The 15,662-nt window shown below is 71.1% G+C and carries 20 protein-coding genes; 9 read left to right on the top strand and 11 right to left on the bottom strand.

The annotated features are described in order from the left end of the window. Positions 1-21 precede the first annotated feature (21 nt). The 4 genes from ADL12_RS09815 to ADL12_RS09795 form a co-directional block, all read right to left on the bottom strand. Complete coding sequence (locus ADL12_RS09815; protein ID WP_062700637.1) at positions 22-663, bottom strand: PadR family transcriptional regulator; 642 nt, start codon at positions 661-663, stop codon at positions 22-24. Positions 664-990: 327 nt separating this feature from the next. Continuing rightward, positions 991-1,254 carry a type II toxin-antitoxin system prevent-host-death family antitoxin gene (locus tag ADL12_RS50035; protein WP_079051947.1) on the bottom strand — a complete coding sequence of 88 codons (264 nt, stop codon included), beginning with the start codon at positions 1,252-1,254 and terminating at the stop codon, positions 991-993. A gap of 50 nt (positions 1,255-1,304) precedes the next feature. Then, positions 1,305-2,765: an aldehyde dehydrogenase family protein gene (locus ADL12_RS09800; RefSeq protein ID WP_062700631.1), complete on the bottom strand. Its 1,461-nt coding sequence runs from the start codon at positions 2,763-2,765 to the stop codon at positions 1,305-1,307. Between the two features lie 101 nt (positions 2,766-2,866). Next, positions 2,867-3,691, bottom strand: a complete 825-nt coding sequence (locus ADL12_RS09795; RefSeq protein WP_062700629.1) for a helix-turn-helix domain-containing protein — start codon at positions 3,689-3,691, stop codon at positions 2,867-2,869. Positions 3,692-4,024: 333 nt separating this feature from the next. On the opposite strand from ADL12_RS09795, the gene ADL12_RS09790 reads away from it, so the two are divergent. Beyond that, positions 4,025-4,546 (top strand): ATP-binding protein, encoded by a 522-nt coding sequence (locus ADL12_RS09790; RefSeq protein WP_079051946.1) that lies wholly within the window; start codon positions 4,025-4,027, stop codon positions 4,544-4,546. Positions 4,547-4,651: 105 nt separating this feature from the next. On the opposite strand, the gene ADL12_RS09785 is transcribed toward ADL12_RS09790, so the two are convergent. The 5 genes from ADL12_RS09785 to rpmG all read right to left on the bottom strand — a co-directional run bounded on the left by ADL12_RS09785 (position 4,652) and on the right by rpmG (position 7,361). Next, positions 4,652-4,930, bottom strand: a complete 279-nt coding sequence (locus tag ADL12_RS09785) for a DUF397 domain-containing protein (RefSeq protein ID WP_062700676.1) — start codon at positions 4,928-4,930, stop codon at positions 4,652-4,654. Between the two features lie 523 nt (positions 4,931-5,453). Beyond that, on the bottom strand, positions 5,454-5,687 hold the full coding sequence (gene rpsR / locus ADL12_RS09780) for a 30S ribosomal protein S18 (RefSeq protein ID WP_062700626.1): 234 nt from the start codon (positions 5,685-5,687) through the stop codon (positions 5,454-5,456). Between the two features lie 6 nt (positions 5,688-5,693). Further along, positions 5,694-6,917, bottom strand: a complete 1,224-nt coding sequence (locus ADL12_RS09775; RefSeq protein WP_062700624.1) for a CobW family GTP-binding protein — start codon at positions 6,915-6,917, stop codon at positions 5,694-5,696. 13 nt (positions 6,918-6,930) lie between these two features. Beyond that, positions 6,931-7,188: a type B 50S ribosomal protein L31 gene (locus ADL12_RS09770; protein WP_062700621.1), complete on the bottom strand. Its 258-nt coding sequence runs from the start codon at positions 7,186-7,188 to the stop codon at positions 6,931-6,933. 8 nt (positions 7,189-7,196) lie between these two features. Continuing rightward, on the bottom strand, positions 7,197-7,361 hold the full coding sequence (gene rpmG, locus ADL12_RS09765) for a 50S ribosomal protein L33 (RefSeq protein WP_019753828.1): 165 nt from the start codon (positions 7,359-7,361) through the stop codon (positions 7,197-7,199). A 62-nt stretch (positions 7,362-7,423) separates the two neighbouring features. Between rpmG and rpmB the strand changes: the two genes are divergently transcribed. The 4 genes from rpmB to ADL12_RS09745 all read left to right on the top strand — a co-directional run bounded on the left by rpmB (position 7,424) and on the right by ADL12_RS09745 (position 9,212). Next, the gene (gene rpmB, locus ADL12_RS09760; RefSeq protein ID WP_062700619.1) at positions 7,424-7,660 is read left to right on the top strand and encodes a 50S ribosomal protein L28; all 237 of its coding nucleotides are present in this window, start codon (positions 7,424-7,426) and stop codon (positions 7,658-7,660) included. Further along, the gene (gene rpsN / locus ADL12_RS09755) at positions 7,660-7,965 is read left to right on the top strand and encodes a 30S ribosomal protein S14 (RefSeq protein ID WP_062700616.1); all 306 of its coding nucleotides are present in this window, start codon (positions 7,660-7,662) and stop codon (positions 7,963-7,965) included. Before rpmB ends, rpsN begins: the two co-directional genes overlap by 1 nt. A 161-nt stretch (positions 7,966-8,126) precedes the next feature. Further along, positions 8,127-8,612 (top strand): hypothetical protein, encoded by a 486-nt coding sequence (locus ADL12_RS09750; RefSeq protein ID WP_062700614.1) that lies wholly within the window; start codon positions 8,127-8,129, stop codon positions 8,610-8,612. A gap of 75 nt (positions 8,613-8,687) precedes the next feature. After that, positions 8,688-9,212, top strand: a complete 525-nt coding sequence (locus tag ADL12_RS09745) for a DUF4232 domain-containing protein (RefSeq protein WP_062700612.1) — start codon at positions 8,688-8,690, stop codon at positions 9,210-9,212. A gap of 24 nt (positions 9,213-9,236) precedes the next feature. On the opposite strand, the gene ADL12_RS09740 is transcribed toward ADL12_RS09745, so the two are convergent. Next, positions 9,237-10,400: a DUF2786 domain-containing protein gene (locus ADL12_RS09740; RefSeq protein WP_062700609.1), complete on the bottom strand. Its 1,164-nt coding sequence runs from the start codon at positions 10,398-10,400 to the stop codon at positions 9,237-9,239. A gap of 65 nt (positions 10,401-10,465) precedes the next feature. On the opposite strand from ADL12_RS09740, the gene ADL12_RS58075 reads away from it, so the two are divergent. From ADL12_RS58075 to ADL12_RS09725, 4 genes are read left to right on the top strand one after another with little or no spacing between them, the layout of a single operon-like run. After that, positions 10,466-10,645 carry a hypothetical protein gene (locus ADL12_RS58075; protein WP_062700607.1) on the top strand — a complete coding sequence of 60 codons (180 nt, stop codon included), beginning with the start codon at positions 10,466-10,468 and terminating at the stop codon, positions 10,643-10,645. Then, entirely contained in the window at positions 10,639-10,770 is a 132-nt protein-coding gene (locus ADL12_RS58070) for a hypothetical protein (protein ID WP_341846353.1), read from the top strand. Before ADL12_RS58075 ends, ADL12_RS58070 begins: the two co-directional genes overlap by 7 nt. A 56-nt stretch (positions 10,771-10,826) precedes the next feature. Further along, the gene (locus ADL12_RS09730) at positions 10,827-11,594 is read left to right on the top strand and encodes a Clp protease N-terminal domain-containing protein (protein ID WP_062700605.1); all 768 of its coding nucleotides are present in this window, start codon (positions 10,827-10,829) and stop codon (positions 11,592-11,594) included. Between the two features lie 34 nt (positions 11,595-11,628). After that, positions 11,629-13,332, top strand: a complete 1,704-nt coding sequence (locus ADL12_RS09725; RefSeq protein ID WP_062700603.1) for a bifunctional 3'-5' exonuclease/DNA polymerase — start codon at positions 11,629-11,631, stop codon at positions 13,330-13,332. Here the strand turns inward: ADL12_RS09725 and ADL12_RS09720 are convergent. Beyond that, positions 13,333-15,662: tetratricopeptide repeat protein (locus tag ADL12_RS09720; RefSeq protein WP_062700601.1), on the bottom strand; the 2,330-nt coding region annotated here is incomplete at its 5' end.

Raw genomic sequence — 15,662 nt, 5'->3', positions numbered from 1 at the left:
TCCACGCTTAGTCAAACTTGATTAGTGGCGATCCTCCGGATGCCGCTCCCCCGTCGCGTACGGGTTCGCCTGGTCCTCGGCGAGGATCCCGACGAACGGATCACCCTCCCCCGCGAAGGTGTAGGCGCCGCCTCGGATGCGTTCGATGAGGCCGCGGGTCCACTCGGCGCCGGTGTCGGCGGAGTGGACCCAGAAGTTCATGATCTCGCCGATATGGCCGAGCTGGCCGGGGCCGTCCTCGGGCGTGTAGTACTCGGTGACGGACTTGCGCCACCCCTCGATACTGCGCACCCGTTCTTCGAGAAGGGCGAGGACCTCCTCGCGGGCCAGGTCGACCATGAAGCCGAGCGCGGCAGTGAGGACGTCCGGTCTCTGGTCGTAGGCCGTGAGGTACTGGCGCACCAGCCCGAGGTATTCCTCGGTGCCCTTCTCGGTGATCTCGTACTCCGTGCGCGGCGGCCCGCCGGCCGTGGACGGCGCGATCTCGTGGGCGTGCAGCAGGCCCTGCTTCGCCATCTGCTTCAGGGCGTGGTAGATCGAGCCGGGCTTGGCGTTGGACCACTCGTGCGCGCCCCAGTACTCCAGGTCGTTGCGCACCTGGTACCCGTGGGCCCGCCCGTGCTGCCGGACCGCACCGAGCACGAGGAGACGGATCGCTGACATGCGGTCCAGGTTAGGGCCGCGGCAGGCGGGGGCGGAGGTCAGCCCCAGCCCGCCGCGGCCTTCCGGGATGCGCGGCCCGTCACGTCTCCCTGCGGCCGACGTGCTCGATGTGGAGCGTGCGCGCCTCCAGATCAAGGCGGTACAGGATGCGCCAGAGACCATGGTGCAGGCGACGATGGTCGACACCCCAGGCCCGGGAACCCTCCGGCCGAGGATCCTCGGCCGGCCGGTCAGTGGCCCACAGAAGGTCGTCGACCCCTAGAGGGTCGTTCTTGAGGTGCCCAGTAGCCGCATCGAGAGCGGCCGGTTCCCAAAGGACCTGCCAGGTCACTCGCCCCTCCCGGCCGCCTGGAGCAATGCTCGGCGCGCCTCGTCGTGCGGTATGGGCTGCTCGGTGCAACCGAGTGCGCGATCACGCTCCAGGCGGGCGAGGGCGAGGGCGTCCTCGAGGTCCTCCAGCTCGGCCGGGGAGATGAGAACGGCTGCCGGGACACCGCGATCCGTCAGCGTGATGCGTTCATGCTGGGCGGCTCGGCGAGCGAGTTCGCCGAGTTTGCCCCGCGCCTCAGCAATGGGATACGTAGCAGACATGCACCTAGCGTGCAGCTGGATGTATGCCTGCCGGAGCGGAAATGAACCGCTCAGAACGGGAACCCGCTCCGGCCGTGCTGCACGGAGATCCACTTGATCGTCGTGAACGAGTCCAGCATCGTCTCGCCGTTCAGGCGGCCGAGCCCGGAGTGCTTCTCGCCGCCGAAGGGGACGATGGGCTCGTCGTGGACCGTGCCGTCGTTCACGTGGAACATGCCGGTGTCGATCCGCTTGGCGAAGGCGACACCCCGCTCGATGTTCCCGGTGTGGACGGCGCCGCTCAGGCCGTACGGGGTGTCATTGACCAGGCGTACGGCCTCCTCCTCGCCGTCGAACGGGATGAGGAAGGCAACCGGGCCGAAGACCTCCTGCCGGAGGAGGGCCGAGTCGGCGGGGACGTCGGTCAGGACCGAGGGCTCGACCAGGTTGTCCGTCGTCGTGCCGTGCACCAGGGCCGTCGCGCCCTCGGCGATCGCCTGCGCGACCGTGGCCGAGATCGCCTCCGCCTGGGAGGAGTTGATGACCGGGCCGATGACGGTCTCCGGGTCGCGCGGGTCGCCGGCCTTGAGGGTCTTCACCTTGGCGACGAACTTCTCGGTGAACTCGTCCGCGACCGAGCGGTCCACGAGGACCCGGTTCGCGGCCATGCAGACCTGGCCCTGGTGGACGTACCGGCTGAAGACCGCCGCGTCGACGGCGTAGTCGATGTCGGCGTCGTCGAGGACCACCAGCGCGCTGTTGCCGCCGAGTTCGAGGACCGAGCGCTTGAAGAGCGAGGCGCAGACGGTGGCGACGTGGCGGCCGACCTTGTCGGAGCCGGTGAAGGAGATGACCTTCGGGACCGGGTGCTCGATGAAGGCGTCGCCGATCTCCGCGATGTCCGTGATGACGACGTTGAGGAGACCGGCGGGCAGGCCCGCGTCCTCGAAGATCTTCGCGACCAGGGAGCCACCGCAGATCGGGGTGTTCTGGTGCGGCTTGAGAACCACGCCGTTGCCCAGCGCGAGGGCCGGGGCGACCGACTTGATGGAGAGCAGGAAGGGGAAGTTGAAGGGGCTGATGACGCCCACCACGCCCACCGGCACGCGGTAGACGCGGTTCTCCTTGCCGTCCGTCGGGGACGGGACGATCTTGCCCTCGGGGCGCAGCGCCAGGTGGACCGCCTCGCGCAGGAACTCCTTGGCGAGGTGGAGTTCGAAGGCCGCCTTCAGCCGGGTGCCGCCGAGCTCGGCGATGATCACCTCGGCGATCTCCTGCTCGCGGTCCTCTATCAGGCGCAGCGCCTTCTCGAAGACGGCGCGACGGGCGTACGGGTTGGTCGCGGCCCACTGCTTCTGGGCGCGGGCGGCCGACTGGTAGGCCTGATCCACCTCGTCGACCGTGGCTATGGTGATCGACGCCAGCTTCTCGCCGTCGTACGGGTTGAAGTCGATGATGTCCCAGGAGCCTGTACCTGGGCGCCACTCACCGTCGATGTACTGCTGAGCCAGGTCGGTGAAGTAGGACGACATGTGATCCCTCAATCCCTAGCAGACACCCGATCGTCTGATCGCGGAAGCCTGATCGCCTTGATCGTCTTCACGGTCTGATCACACGTCATCGTACTTGTGTCTCAAGAGAGTTGAAGGAGTCCCCGCAGAAGATCCCGGCTCTCGTCCGGCCCCGGGCTGTCCTGCTGAAGCTCCTTCAGCGCCTTCTCGTACTGGGCGACGTCCTCGTGCTTGTCGAGGTAGAGCGCGCTGGTCAGCTGTTCCAGGTAGACGACGTCCGAGAGGTCGGACTCGGGGAAGCTGAGGATGGTGAAGGCGCCGGACTCGCCGGAGTGGCCGCCGAAGCTGAACGGCATGATCTGGAGGCGCACGTTCGGGTGCTCGGAGACCTCGATCAGGTGCTGGAGCTGGCCGCGCATGACCTCGCGGTCGCCGTAGGGGCGGCGCAGGGCGGCCTCGTCCAGGACGATGTGGAACTCGGGAGCGTTCTCGGAGACGAGATACTTCTGCCGCTCCAGGCGCAGCGCGACCCGCTTCTCGACGTCCGCCTGACTCGCGCCCTGCATGCCGCGCCGCACGACCGCGCGGGCGTACGCCTCGGTCTGCAACAGGCCGTGCACGAACTGCACTTCGTACGCGCGGATGAGGCTGGCCGCGCCCTCAAGGCCGACGTAGGTGGGGAACCAGCTGGGCAGGACGTCCGAGTAACTGTGCCACCAGCCCGCGACGTTGGCCTCGCGGGCCAGGGACAGGAGCGAGTTGCGCTCCGCCTCGTCCGTGATGCCGTACAGCGTCAGCAGGTCTTCGACGTCTCGCGTCTTGAAGCTCACCCGGCCCAGCTCCATCCGGCTGATCTTCGACTCGGAGGCGCGGATCGAGTAACCCGCCGCCTCGCGCGTGATCCCGCGCGCTTCCCGCAGTCGCCTCAGTTGCGAGCCGAGCAGCATGCGCCGCACCACCGATCCGGGCTCTCCCGCGCTCACGTTCGCCAGCCTCCCCAACCGTCTTCTGGGCCCGCAGTCTGCCACTAAATCACTTCGAGCAGTACTCGTCCGATTACAGAGACGGAAAGAAGACAAGGATTCCTCTCAGGAAGGAGTGGGTGGAAGGCAAGGAAAGGGCGTGAAGTTGGCGGAAAAAATGGCCAACAAGCGGTACGGGAACGTCCAATTCGGTCACGTGCACGTGCATCTGCCCTTGCATCTGCTCTGCGCATCGGAAACCATGGTCCCGCGCAACCGCTGCATCGCAACGACCGCGAACTCCCGGGAGTGCCTCGCATGGGGACGAATGGATCGACCATGCTCGAGCCGTTACGGCAGGGCCTTCCGCCACTGGATCCCGCAGCCGTCTCCAACGCCGCCTCCTGTGCTCTGCCCGCCCGCTACGAAGCGGTGCGCGAGGCACGGCAGTTCACGCGCCGCACCCTTGACCAGTGGGAACTGGGCTATCGCTTCGACGACGTCTGCCTCGTGGTCTCCGAGCTGGTGACCAACGCGCTGCGGCACGCACTGCCGGCGAGTGCGCAGCGCATGGCCGAGCAGACGCCGCCCGTGCGGCTGCATCTGATGCGGTGGACCGAGCGGCTGGTGTGCGCGGTGCGCGACCCCAGCCACGACAGTCCGGTCGCGCGCGATTCCGACGACTTCTCGGCGGAGTCCGGGCGCGGGTTGTTCCTTGTCGACTCCTTCAGTGACAGCTGGGGCTGGCATCCGCTGGCGGGGACGCTGAGCGGGAAGGTGGTCTGGGCGCTGTTCCGGCTGCAGGCGGGGCAGAGCGCACCGGCAGGGTCGGCGGACTGATGAACCGCGGCGCACGATGGTGTCGCGGTTCTACGCGCGTTACCGCCCCATTTGGCGCCGAATGCTCCGAGTTGTACCCCAGGTGGTGCGGCGATCGGCTGGGCGTCAGCCGCCGACCAAGTGGTCGAACTCGCCGTCCTTGACACCCAGGAGCATCGCCTCGATCTCGGCGCGGGTGTAGACGAGGGCCGGGCCGTCCGGGAAGCGCGAGTTGCGCACCGCCACGTCTCCGCCGGGCAGCCGCGCGAACTCCACGCAGGAGCCCTGCGAGTTGCTGTGCCTGCTCTTCTGCCACGCCACCCCGTTCAGATCCGTGGCTGCCATGCCGTTGTACACGTCGTGGTCCACAGGTCGCTCCCCGGTGGTGCGGTGGCTCGAGGCCATTGATGCGAGAGGTGGTGCAGTGATGTGCAGTGGTGGTGCATAGGTCAACTGCTCCGGGATCATAGCTCTGTTCACGTGCAGCTGCATGAGCAGATGCACGTGCACGCGGGGTGTTGCTGCGGTTACTCCTGTGACGTACGCGGCCCTACATGCGTTCCAGCGCATGCCCCGGAGATCGCATCACATGCTCCGTCGGCCGCCTGCCCGTGATCGCCCTGGGCATCGGCCGAGCGGGGTCGCCCGGTCGAATCCCTCGTGTACTAGGAACAGACGCGTTCCGCGCCCATCTTGTTCCACTCTTCAAATAGCAGTCGTGACCGTGGAGTTGGGCCGGGAGTACCTGCGCCGACCCGCGCGGGATCGGTGGGGTTCGAGTGGCGCCTGCGGGTGGGGGGGTGGGCCGGGGCCGTGCCCACCGTACGCGATTGCGGGCCGGCGATTGAGGACGCGGCAAGGCCCCCGGCGGATCCCTGTCGACGCCGGGGGCCTTTCTGTTGGCGGTGCCTGCAGACGCGGCCGGTCCTCAGCGGCTCGCGTACGGCAGCAGCGCCATCTCGCGCGCGTTCTTGATGGCCCTGGCCAGCTGCTTCTGCTGCTGGGCCGTGATGCGGGTGACCCGGCGGCTGCGGATCTTGCCGCGGTCGGAGATGAACTTCCGCAGAAGGTCGGTGTCCTTGTAGTCGATGTAGGTGATCTTGGCCTGGTCCAGCGGGTTGGGGCGGTTCTTGACGGGCTTGCGGTCGAGCTTGCGGGCCATGGGGGGTCAGACCTCCAGGAGGGTGTCGAAGGCGGGCGGGAGTTGTTTCCAGGCGTCGCGGCCGCCGGCGTACTCGGCGTCGGTCAGGAGGCAGGATTCGAGGAGTTGCTCCAGGCCGTCGCGGTCGAGCGCGGGGGACGTGAAGACCAGGTGCTGGCAGCAGTCGCCGTGCTCGGGGTGCCAGTCCAGCGCGGCGGCCGCCCGGCGGACCGGCGGGACCATGTCCCAGGCCGCGTCGGGGAGCGAGGCGAGCCAGGGGCCCGCGCTCTCCACGCACAGGGCGCCGCCCGCCGCGTCCCAGTGGAGCAGGACGTCGGGCTTGTCGGCGAGCCAGAAACGGCCCCGGCTGCGGGCCGCCGCGCAGGTCAGGTCCTCCAGCGCCTGGTACAGCCGCTCGGGGTGGAAGGGGCGGCGGCGGTGCCAGACCAGGGTGGAGACGCCGTGCGCGTCGGCCTCGGCGGGGAGCAGGGCGCACGCCGGGTGCTGGGCGGCGGCGGCCGACTCGACGTCGAAGCCGGCGAGGGCCGCCTGCGACAGGCGGGAGAGGGGGCGGCGGCGTGGCGGCGGCACCGTCAGGTCGTCGCCGGTCGCGTCCGGCGCGGGGGCGCCGAAAGTGGACGCGCCCGCCGGGTCACCCTGGCCGATCGGGACCTGGCGGGCCGTCGGATGCAGCTGGGCGAGCAGCTCGCGGTCCTCGTCGTCGGCCTCCGGGGAGTCGGTGACGGCGAGGACGGGGGCGTACTCCAGCTGACGCGCGAAGGTGTCGGCGACCGTGCGCTGGTCGGTCTCCGCGGCGGCGAGGCCGCGCTCGGCCAGGTCGTCGCCGTTGCCCAGGTAGGGCAGGACCAGCGCCGGGTCGACCGCGGTGATCACGCCGGTGACCGTGAGCCCGCCCGCCGTGACCACCTCGGCCATGGCCTTCGGCTCGACCGAGTCCCACAGCTCGACGACCGCCATACGGGTACCGCCGGCGTCCCGGATGCGGAGCAGCTCCGGCACCAGGTCCTCGCGCAGGGCGCAGCAGGCACAGTCGTTGACGAGGGGCGCCTCGCCGGCGGTCACGATTCCGGTGGCGTCGCGGATCGTCCGCACGACCGTGCCGGCGGTGGCCGTCGCCAGGTCGTGGTGGAGTACGACGCTGTCGGGGACGTCGGCGAGCAGCTGCGCCACGGCCGCCTTGCGGGCGTCGACGTGCAGCCCGCCGACGATCACGACGGAGAGCCCGGACATCACAGCCACGTCGTCAGCCCTGCTTTCCGTACCGGCGCTCGAAGCGCTCCACGCGGCCGGCGGTGTCCAGGACGCGGGCCGTGCCGGTGTAGAAGGGGTGGCTGACATTCGAGATCTCGACGTCGACGACCGGGTAGGTGTGGCCGTCCTCCCACTCGATGGTCTTGCCGGTGGGCACACCGGCGAGGGTGGAGCGGGTGAGGAAGGCGTGGTTCGCGGCGCGGTCGCGGAAGACGACCGGGCCGTAGGAGGGGTGGATTCCCTTGCGCATGGCGGTGGTCAGCGCTCCTCTCGGAAGTCGACGTGGCGACCGACGACCGGGTCGTACTTGCGCAGGGTCATGCGGTCCGGGTCGTTGCGGCGGTTCTTGCGGGTCACATAGGTGAAGCCGGTGCCGGCGGTGGACCGGAGCTTGATGACCGGGCGGAGTTCGTTGCGTGCCATGCTGCTATCTTACTGAAAATGAATTCCATTAACAGCTGCGCCCGAGGAGAGGTTCGTCACCTGTGTCCGCACACTGCATGCTGACCGGCGCCCAGCCCGGTTTCGGCAACACCATTTCCCACTCCCACCGGCGGACCTCCCGCCGCTTCGACCCCAACATCCAGACCAAGCGCTACTGGCTGCCCGGCGAGGGCCGGTATGTGCGGCTGCGGCTGAGCGCCAAGGGGATCAAGACGGTCGACGTCATCGGCGTCGAGGCGGCCGTCGCCCGTATCCGCGCCCGGGGAGTGAAGGTCTGATGGCGAAGAAGAGCAAGATCGCGAAGAACGAGCAGCGGCAGGAGGTCGTCGCGCGGTACGCCGAGCGGCGGGCCGAGCTGAAGGAGATCATCCGTCGGCCGTCGTCCACGGACGCCGAACGGCTCGCCGCGCAGCGCGAGTTGCGCAGGCAGCCGAGGGACGCGAGCGCCACGCGCGTACGCAACCGCGACCAGGTGGACGGGCGGCCGCGCGGCTACTTCCGTGCCTTCGGGCTGTCCCGGGTATCGCTGCGGGGGCAGGCGCATGCCGGGTATCTGCCGGGGGTGCGCAAGGCGTCCTGGTAGGTCCGGTCAGGTCCTGAAGATCCGGCTGCGACTGCCTGGTAGCTTGCTGCGGTCGTTTCGGCCCGGTGGGCCGGCTCGGCCGCAGGCCGCCCGCTACAGCTTGGGAGCTTCCAGTGACCTCGGCGAATTTCTCGCGTACGCGCACGATGTCGGGCCGACGGATGCGGGTCACGGCCGTGGCCGCAGCCCTGGCGGGGGCGCTCGCGCTGACCGCGTGCAGCGGCGACGGCGACTCGGACTCCAAGGACGACGCCGGTCCCAGCGCTTCCGCGACCGCCAGTGCCGACACGGGCGGCGGTACGGGCGGTACGGGAGGGTCGGCGTCGGCGTCCGGTGACCTGGAGGGCAGCTGGCTGGCCACGACCGACGGCAAGGCGGTCGTGCTGGCCGTCACCGGGACGGAGGCCGCCCTCTTCACCACCGGCGGGACCGTGTGCAGCGGGACCGCCGGTGAGCAGGACGGCATGCGGATGATCCGCCTCAAGTGCCCCGACGGCAAGAAGGACCGGGCGGTCGGGATGGTCGACTCCGTCGGCAAGACGCAGCTGAAGGTGACCTGGCAGGACGGCCTCGGCGCGGAGACCTACACCAGGGCGCAGGGCGGGAAGCTGCCTACGGGGCTGCCGACGGCCGGTCTGGGATCGTGATGTCTGATCAGTGACCGTCCGCCCGATCGGCTCGGTGGCTGCCGCCCCGTCACCGACGTAATTCCAAGAGGACCCATGCGCGCCACTCCCCTCACCGTCGCCGCCCTCGCCGCGGCCCTTCTCCTGACCGCCTGCGACGACGGCGGGGGCGAGGCCGACAGCAAGGACAGCACGGCCGGTTCCGCCTGCGCCGACAAGGTGGCCGTGCAGTTCGGGCCCGGCAACGCCGCGCCCGCCGCCGGGGACACCGGCAACGTGCCCGTCACGATCACCAACCGCAGCGGCGCCGAGTGCACCCTGGACGGGCTGCCCGCCGTCGAGCTCGACGCGGGCAACACCGTGACCGACGTCGCGACCGACAAGGCCGCGGCGGCGGGGAAGACGACCCTCGTGAAGGAGGCCTCCACGTCCTTCACGCTCACCTATGTCCGGGGGAAGAAGGGCGGCAGCACGAGCCTCGCCGTGGAGACGGTGAAGATCCGTCTGCCCGGGTCCGCGGAGACGCACAGCTTCAAGTGGTCGTACGGCGATGTCGCGCTGAAGAGCGACGGGCAGACCCCGGACGCCTCGGTGAGCGGGTTCCAGCAGTCCGGCGACTGAGGCGACTGCGGCGACCGACGCGGTTCAGCCGAGCGGCCGGCGGTGGGCCACCTGCGCCCGGTCGGCCGCCTCCGCGCCCTCCACCCAGCCCGCCTCGTCGCTGATGCCGCGCAGGCGGGTCGTGGTCGTCTGCGGGAACATGCGGTCCAGCCGGTCGGTGACCGCCACCTCGCGGGAGGCGAGGACCGGGAGCAGGTCGTCGCTCACCGGCGTCTCGGCGGCGGCCCGCAGCCGGGTTCCCACGCTGTGGGCGTAGGCCGCCAGGAACGACTGACGGAAGGTCTTGGTCCGCTTGCGGCCGCCCGCTCGCTGGGCGGCCTCCGCCTTCGTCATCGCCGTCTGGGCCTGCACGAGGAGTGAGGTGTAGAGGAGTTCGACCACCTCCAGGTCGGCCTCGAAACCGACGACCGTGGAGAAGCCGAACGGTTCGTTCCACACGGCACGGCAGTGATTCACGGTCGCCACCGCGTCCAGCAGGACGGCCTTCGCCTGCTCGTACGGCGGTTCCACACCGATCCGGCAGGCACCGGGCACGTCGTGCGACGGCGCCTGCGCGTCCAGCAGCGCATCGTCGATGCTGTGCCGGGCCATCAGCTCCTGCGCCTTGGCGCTGAGCGCCTCCGCCTCCTGCGGGAAACCGGTCGCCTCCGCCTTCGCCAGCAGCGCGCGGATGCGGGTGAGCATGCGGGACTCGGGCCTGGGCCGCCCGGTGGGCGCCTCGGCCTGCTCGTCCAAGGGCTCCAGCGCGGGCAGCCGCAGCAGGAGGCGGTACAGCTCCAGGACGGCAGTCGCGTGCGAGAAGCGGTCGGTTCGGGGTGCGGCTTCGGTGGGCAGGTCGTCGAGCTGTGCCCGCCAGCGGGGGCCGCGGGGGCGGTCGTTCGGCGTCTGGGAGCGGATCAGCGCCGAGAGCAGTCGTACGTGTACGTCGTCCAGGTCGCGGCGTACCAACCGTACGACGTCGGCGGGCTGCCAGCCGCGCCGCCAGGCCGTCGCGACGAACTCCTCGCCACGCCGGCCGAGTTCGGCGTCCGCCGCGGGGTCGGCGGCGAGGAGGGAGGCGCCGGTGTCGAGGGCGGTGTCGGTGTCGGCGTAGAGGGCGTGCTGGAAGGCCCGGTCGACGGGGCCGGGGATACCGCTCGAACTGTTCGTACTGCTGCTCACCTGGTGATGGTGCCACGGGGCGGACATCGGCCCGTCTCGGCGGCCGGGAAGTCCGGTGTGACGTGGGACGAGCGTGGCCGGCTTCCGGCCTCATGGACGACCCCGTGGCCTGCGGCGGCCGGCGTGCCCAAGAGGCGGGCGACGAGGGGTGCGGGGACGGCGACGCCGAGATCAAGCGGATGTTCGTGGAGGCCGAGGGGTGGGGCTCGCCCGCGGCATCCCTCGAGCACTGGAGGACAGCACGCGGGTCGCCGGACGGAGCCGCATGGTGATGGAGACGGGGATGCCGTTGCGCGAGGCCATGGCGCTGTACGCCGCCTGCGGGTACGTCCCGACGGCCAACTTCGGCTCCTGCAGGGACTGTTCTGACAGTCGCTGCTTCGCCGAGCCACCCTGAGTGCAGATGTCAACCACGGGTTGACACCGGGCAGGGCGTCAACCTACGGTTGACACATGTCGACGAACCCGAGCATCACGTCATCCGTACGTCTCGACGAGCTCATCGCGGCCATCAAGAAGGTCCACGAAGAGCCCCTCGACCAGCTCCAGGACGCGGTGATCGCCGCCGATCACCTCGGTGAAGTGGCCGACCACCTGATCGGACACTTCGTGGACCAGGCCCGGCGGTCGGGCGCCTCCTGGACCGACATCGGCAAGAGCATGGGCGTCACCCGGCAGGCCGCGCAGAAGCGGTTCGTGCCGAAGGAGTCGACCGACCTCGACCCCCAGCAGGGCTTCGGCCGCTACACGCCGCGTGCCCGCAACACGGTGATGGCCGCTCACAACGAGGCCATCGCGGCCCGCAACGCCGAGGGCCGCCCCGAGCACCTGGCCCTCGGCCTGCTGGCCGAGCCGGACGGACTGGCCGCGAAGGCGATCACGGCGCAAGGTGTCCTGCTGGACTCCGTGCGCCAGGCCGCCACCGCCGCCCTGCCGCCCGCTGCCGACAAGGTCCCCGACCTCGTCCCCTACGGCTCCGACGCCAAGAAGGTGCTGGAGCTCACCTTCCGCGAGGCCCTGCGCCTCGGCCACAACTACATCGGCACCGAGCACATCCTGCTCGCCCTGCTGGAGTTCGAGAACGGCTCCGGTGTCCTGTACGGACTCGGGCTCACCAAGCAGGCGGTGGAGGAGTACCTCGTCGAGATGCTCTCCCAGTTCCTGAACAGTGGTGTGCAGACGGTCAAGGAGTCCGGCGAGGAGGGTGAGGCGCAGAGCTGAGGGCGTTGTCAGACCCGGGTGCCACACTCGCAGCATGACCGACCGGTGGGCGCTCGCACCGGCCGAGGACGGTGGCGTGGAGATCGCCCCCCTCGGCCCGGACGGGCTGCCCGCGGGGCCGGTGCGCCGGGAGGCGGACCTCGCCGGGGCCGTGCGGGGGCGGCCGGAGGTGGCGCGGTGGGTGTGGCGGTCCACCAACGAGGTCTATCCGCGGCTGCTCGCCACGGGGGTGCGAGTGGAGCGGTGCTACGACATCGAGGACGCCGAGACCCTCCTGCTCGGCCACGAGGGGCGGTACGGCGAACCGAGGTCGGCCGCCGCGGCCCTCGCCCGGCTGCGGGGCGGGCCCGTGCCGCCCGATCCGCCCCAGCGGGCGGCCGAACCGGGCTCGCAGTCCTCGCTCTTCGAGCCGCAGGCGGTCCATGTGCCGCTGGCCGACCTCGTCGAGGTGTACGCCGACCAGCAGCGCCGGCACGACGCCACCGCGCACCCGGAGCGGATGCGGCTGCTGACGGCGGCCGAGTCGGCGGGGATGCTCGTGGCCGCCGAGATGAACCGGGCCGGGCTGCCGTGGAGCGCCGAGGTGCACCGCCGGGTGCTGCACGAACTGCTGGGCGAGCGGTACGCGGGCGGTGGGGAGCCGCGGCGGCTGGCCGAGCTGGCGGACGAGGTGTCGGCCGCGTTCGGGCGCCGGGTGCGGCCCGATCTGCCGGCCGATGTGATCAAGGCCTTCGCGCAGGCCGGGATCAAGATCAGATCGACCCGGCGCTGGGAGATCGAGTCCCTCGACCACCCGGCCGTGAAACCGCTGGTCGAGTACAAGAAGCTGTACCGCATCCGGGTGGCCCACGGCTGGTCCTGGCTGCAGGACTGGGTGCGGGACGGACGGTTCCGGCCGGAGTTCCTCGCGGGCGGGACGGTCACCGGGCGGTGGGTGACCAACGGCGGGGGCGGGCTGCAGATCCCTAAGGTGATCCGGCGGGCCGTGGTCGCCGACCCCGGCTGGCGGCTCGTGGTGGCCGACGCCGACCAGATGGAACCGCGGGTGCTGGCGGCGATCTCCCGTGATCCCGGGCTGATGGAGGTGGCCGGGCGGGAGACCGACCTCTACCAGTCCGTCTCCGACCGCGCCTTCTCCGGCGACCGTGCGCAGGCCAAGCTCGCCGTGCTGGGTGCCGTCTACGGCCAGACCTCCGGCGACGGGCTCAAGAACCTCGCCGCGCTCAGACGCCGCTTCCCCAGGGCGGTCGCGTACGTCGACGAGGCGGCGCGGGCCGGCGAGGAAGGGCGGCTCGTGCGGACGTGGCTGGGGCGGACGTGCCCGCCGGCGGTCGGGGCGGCGGACGATGCGACCGAGGAGGCGGGAATCCCGATCCTGGACACGGAGGAGGAGCCGGCCGGGGACTCCGGTCCCCAGGAGTGGGTGCCGGGCTACGCCTCCTCCAACGCCCGCGCCCGGGGCCGCTTCGCCCGCAACTTCGTCGTCCAGGGCAGTGCAGCCGACTGGGCCCTGCTGCTGCTCGCCGCGCTGCGGCAGGCCTGTGCGGGCATGGCGGCGGAACTGGTCTTCTTCCAGCACGACGAGGTGATCGTGCACTGTCCCGAGGAGGAGGCCGAGGCGGTCGTGACGGCGATCCGGGAGGCGGCGGAGCTGGCGGGTCGGCTGACGTTCGGGGAGACGCCGGTGCGGTTTCCGTTCACCACGGCGGTGGTGGAGTGTTATGCGGACGCCAAGTGATCAGTGCTGTTCGGTGTCGGCGGGCTCGGTGTCGGCGGGACCCTCGTCGGCGAGCAGCTCCCCGAGTTCGGCCAGGACCGTCTTCTCGTCCGTGCCGTCCAGGTCCTCCAGGGCCGTGCGCCATGCGGCGTACGCCTCCTGGATACGCCCGCGTTCGCGCAGCAGGAGGCCGTGCTGGTGGCGGGCGAGGCCGGCCGTGTAGCGGTCGGCGCGGGCCTCGGCGCGGTGCAGCAGCTCGGCGCACTCGCGGTCGGCCCGTTCGGCGCGGCCGAGGAGGCGCAGGGCGCGGAGCAGACCGAGACGGGTCTGCGACTCGCCGTGCCAGTCGCTGTGGCCGCCGAGGATGCGCAGGCTCTCGTCGAAGTGGGGGACGGCGGCGGCTGGTTCGCCGAGGGCGAGGTGGGCGTAGCCGATGTTGCAGTGCGCGCAGTGCTGCACGATGACGTTGCCGATCTCCTCGCCGATCGCGAGGGAGCGCCGGTGCTGCTCGATGGCGGCCCGGGGGTCGCTGTGCTCGTAGAGGTTGCCGAGGTGCTGGTACGTCAGGGCCTGGCCGTAGGGGTCGTCCAACTGCCGTGAGTACTCCAGGCTCTGGTGCAGCGCCTGCCCGGACTCGGAGTGCCGGCCGAGAGTTTGGAGCAGCAGGCCCCGGTTGTTGAGGCAGCGCCGGATCCGGGAGGCCACATCGAGCCGCCGCCAGATCGCCAGGGACCGGTCGTTGAGGGTGAGGGCCTCGCTCTGGCGGCCGGTCAGGAAGTGCACGCCGGCGAGGTCGACCAGGGCGTACGCCTCGGCGGCCTCGTCTCCGAGCCGTCGCGCCACGCGCAGGGCGGCCCGGCCGAGCACCTCCATCTCGGCGACTCGGCCGGCGCGTTGGACGCAGGGGAAGAAGAGGCGGATGAGGGTGGAGATGTGGGCGGCGGTGCCGTCACCGGCGGCGTTCGCGTACCGCTCGGCCAGCACGACGATGTTCTCCAGCTCCAGGTCGCCCCAGGCGAAGGCCTCTTCGGGGCTGTCGAAGGGAGCGGCGGTGAGCACGTGGGCCGTGTGCTCCGGCGGTTGTGCGGACGTCGGCCTGCAGCGGTCGTCCTGGTCGAGGCCGGGTTCGACGATGGCGGTGAGGGTGCGCTCGGCGACGGCGGCGTACCAGCGCAGGGCGGTCTCGGCGGTGTCCGTCTCGGCGGTGTCCGTCTCGCCGTCCGTTTCCGCTTCCGCTCCCGCGAGCTCACGGGCGAAGTCGCGCACCAGGTCGTGCGGGGCGTAGCGGCCGTACGCGATCTCCTCCAGGAGGGCCACGTCGACGAGGCGGTCGAGGGCGGCCTCGGCCCGGCGCTCATCGGTGCCGGTCAGGCGGGCCAGCAGGGGCGCGCCGTACGCGGGCAGGTCGACGGCGCCGATGCGGCGCAGGGCGAGGGCCGCGTCCCGGTCGGCCTCGTGGTCGGAGGCGGCGAGGGCGTCGTGGGCGACGGCGAGGGAGCGGCGGACGCTCAGGTCGTCGTACTCCAGGTGGTGCAACCGGCTCTCGGCGGCGGCCAGTTGATCGGCGAGCACGTCGAGTGTGAGGGCGCGGCGGGCGGCCAGGCGGGCGGCGACGACGCGGAGGGCGAGGGGGAGGCGGCCGGTGAGCTCGATGAGGGGGTGGGTGGCGTCGAGGCCGTCGCCTTCGGCACGGGGGGCTGGTCCTGTGTGCCGGTCCACTCCGTCGTTCCGGTGCTGTGCGCCTTGCCGGTCCGCTCCGTCGTGCCGGTGCTGGCCGCCCTGCCGGTCCCGTGCGTCCAGCACGTGCGGTCCGCTCTGTCCGTCTCGCGCGTCGCGTCCCGATGCCGCCCTGAGCAGGGCCGCGCTGTCCTCCGCGGTCAGGGGCGTGAGCGGGAAGCGGCAGACGCCGTCCAGGGCCGTCAGCGGGGAGCGGCTGGTGACGATCACGGCGCAGCCGGGGCCGGCCGGGAGCAGCGGGCGTACCTGCGCGGCGTTCGCGGCGTCGTCCAGGACCATGAGCGTGCGGGTCGGCGCGAGCATCGAGCGCAGCAAGGCGGTGGCCGCGTCCGGGTGTTCGGGAATGGAGCGGGGGTCGGCGCCGAGGTCGCGGAGCAGTGCGGTGAGCGCCTGGCCGGGGGTGAGCGGGGGCATGCCGGGGGTGGCGCCGTGCAGGTTGACGTAGAGCTGACCGTCGGGGAAACGGTTCGCCAGCCCGTGGGCGGCCTGCAGCGCGAGCGCGCTCTTGCCGACGCCGGCCATGCCGCTGATCACGGCGACCGCGACGGTGGGCGGACGTGTGGGAGTGAGGGCGCTGCGCAGGTCGCCGAGCACGGCGGTACGGCCCGTGAAGT

Source organism: Streptomyces regalis (assembly GCF_001509475.1).
Classification (GTDB): Bacteria; Actinomycetota; Actinomycetes; order Streptomycetales; family Streptomycetaceae; genus Streptomyces; species Streptomyces regalis.
Note: the sequence above shows the minus strand (reverse complement) of the source record. Positions and strands in the feature narration are given on the sequence as shown.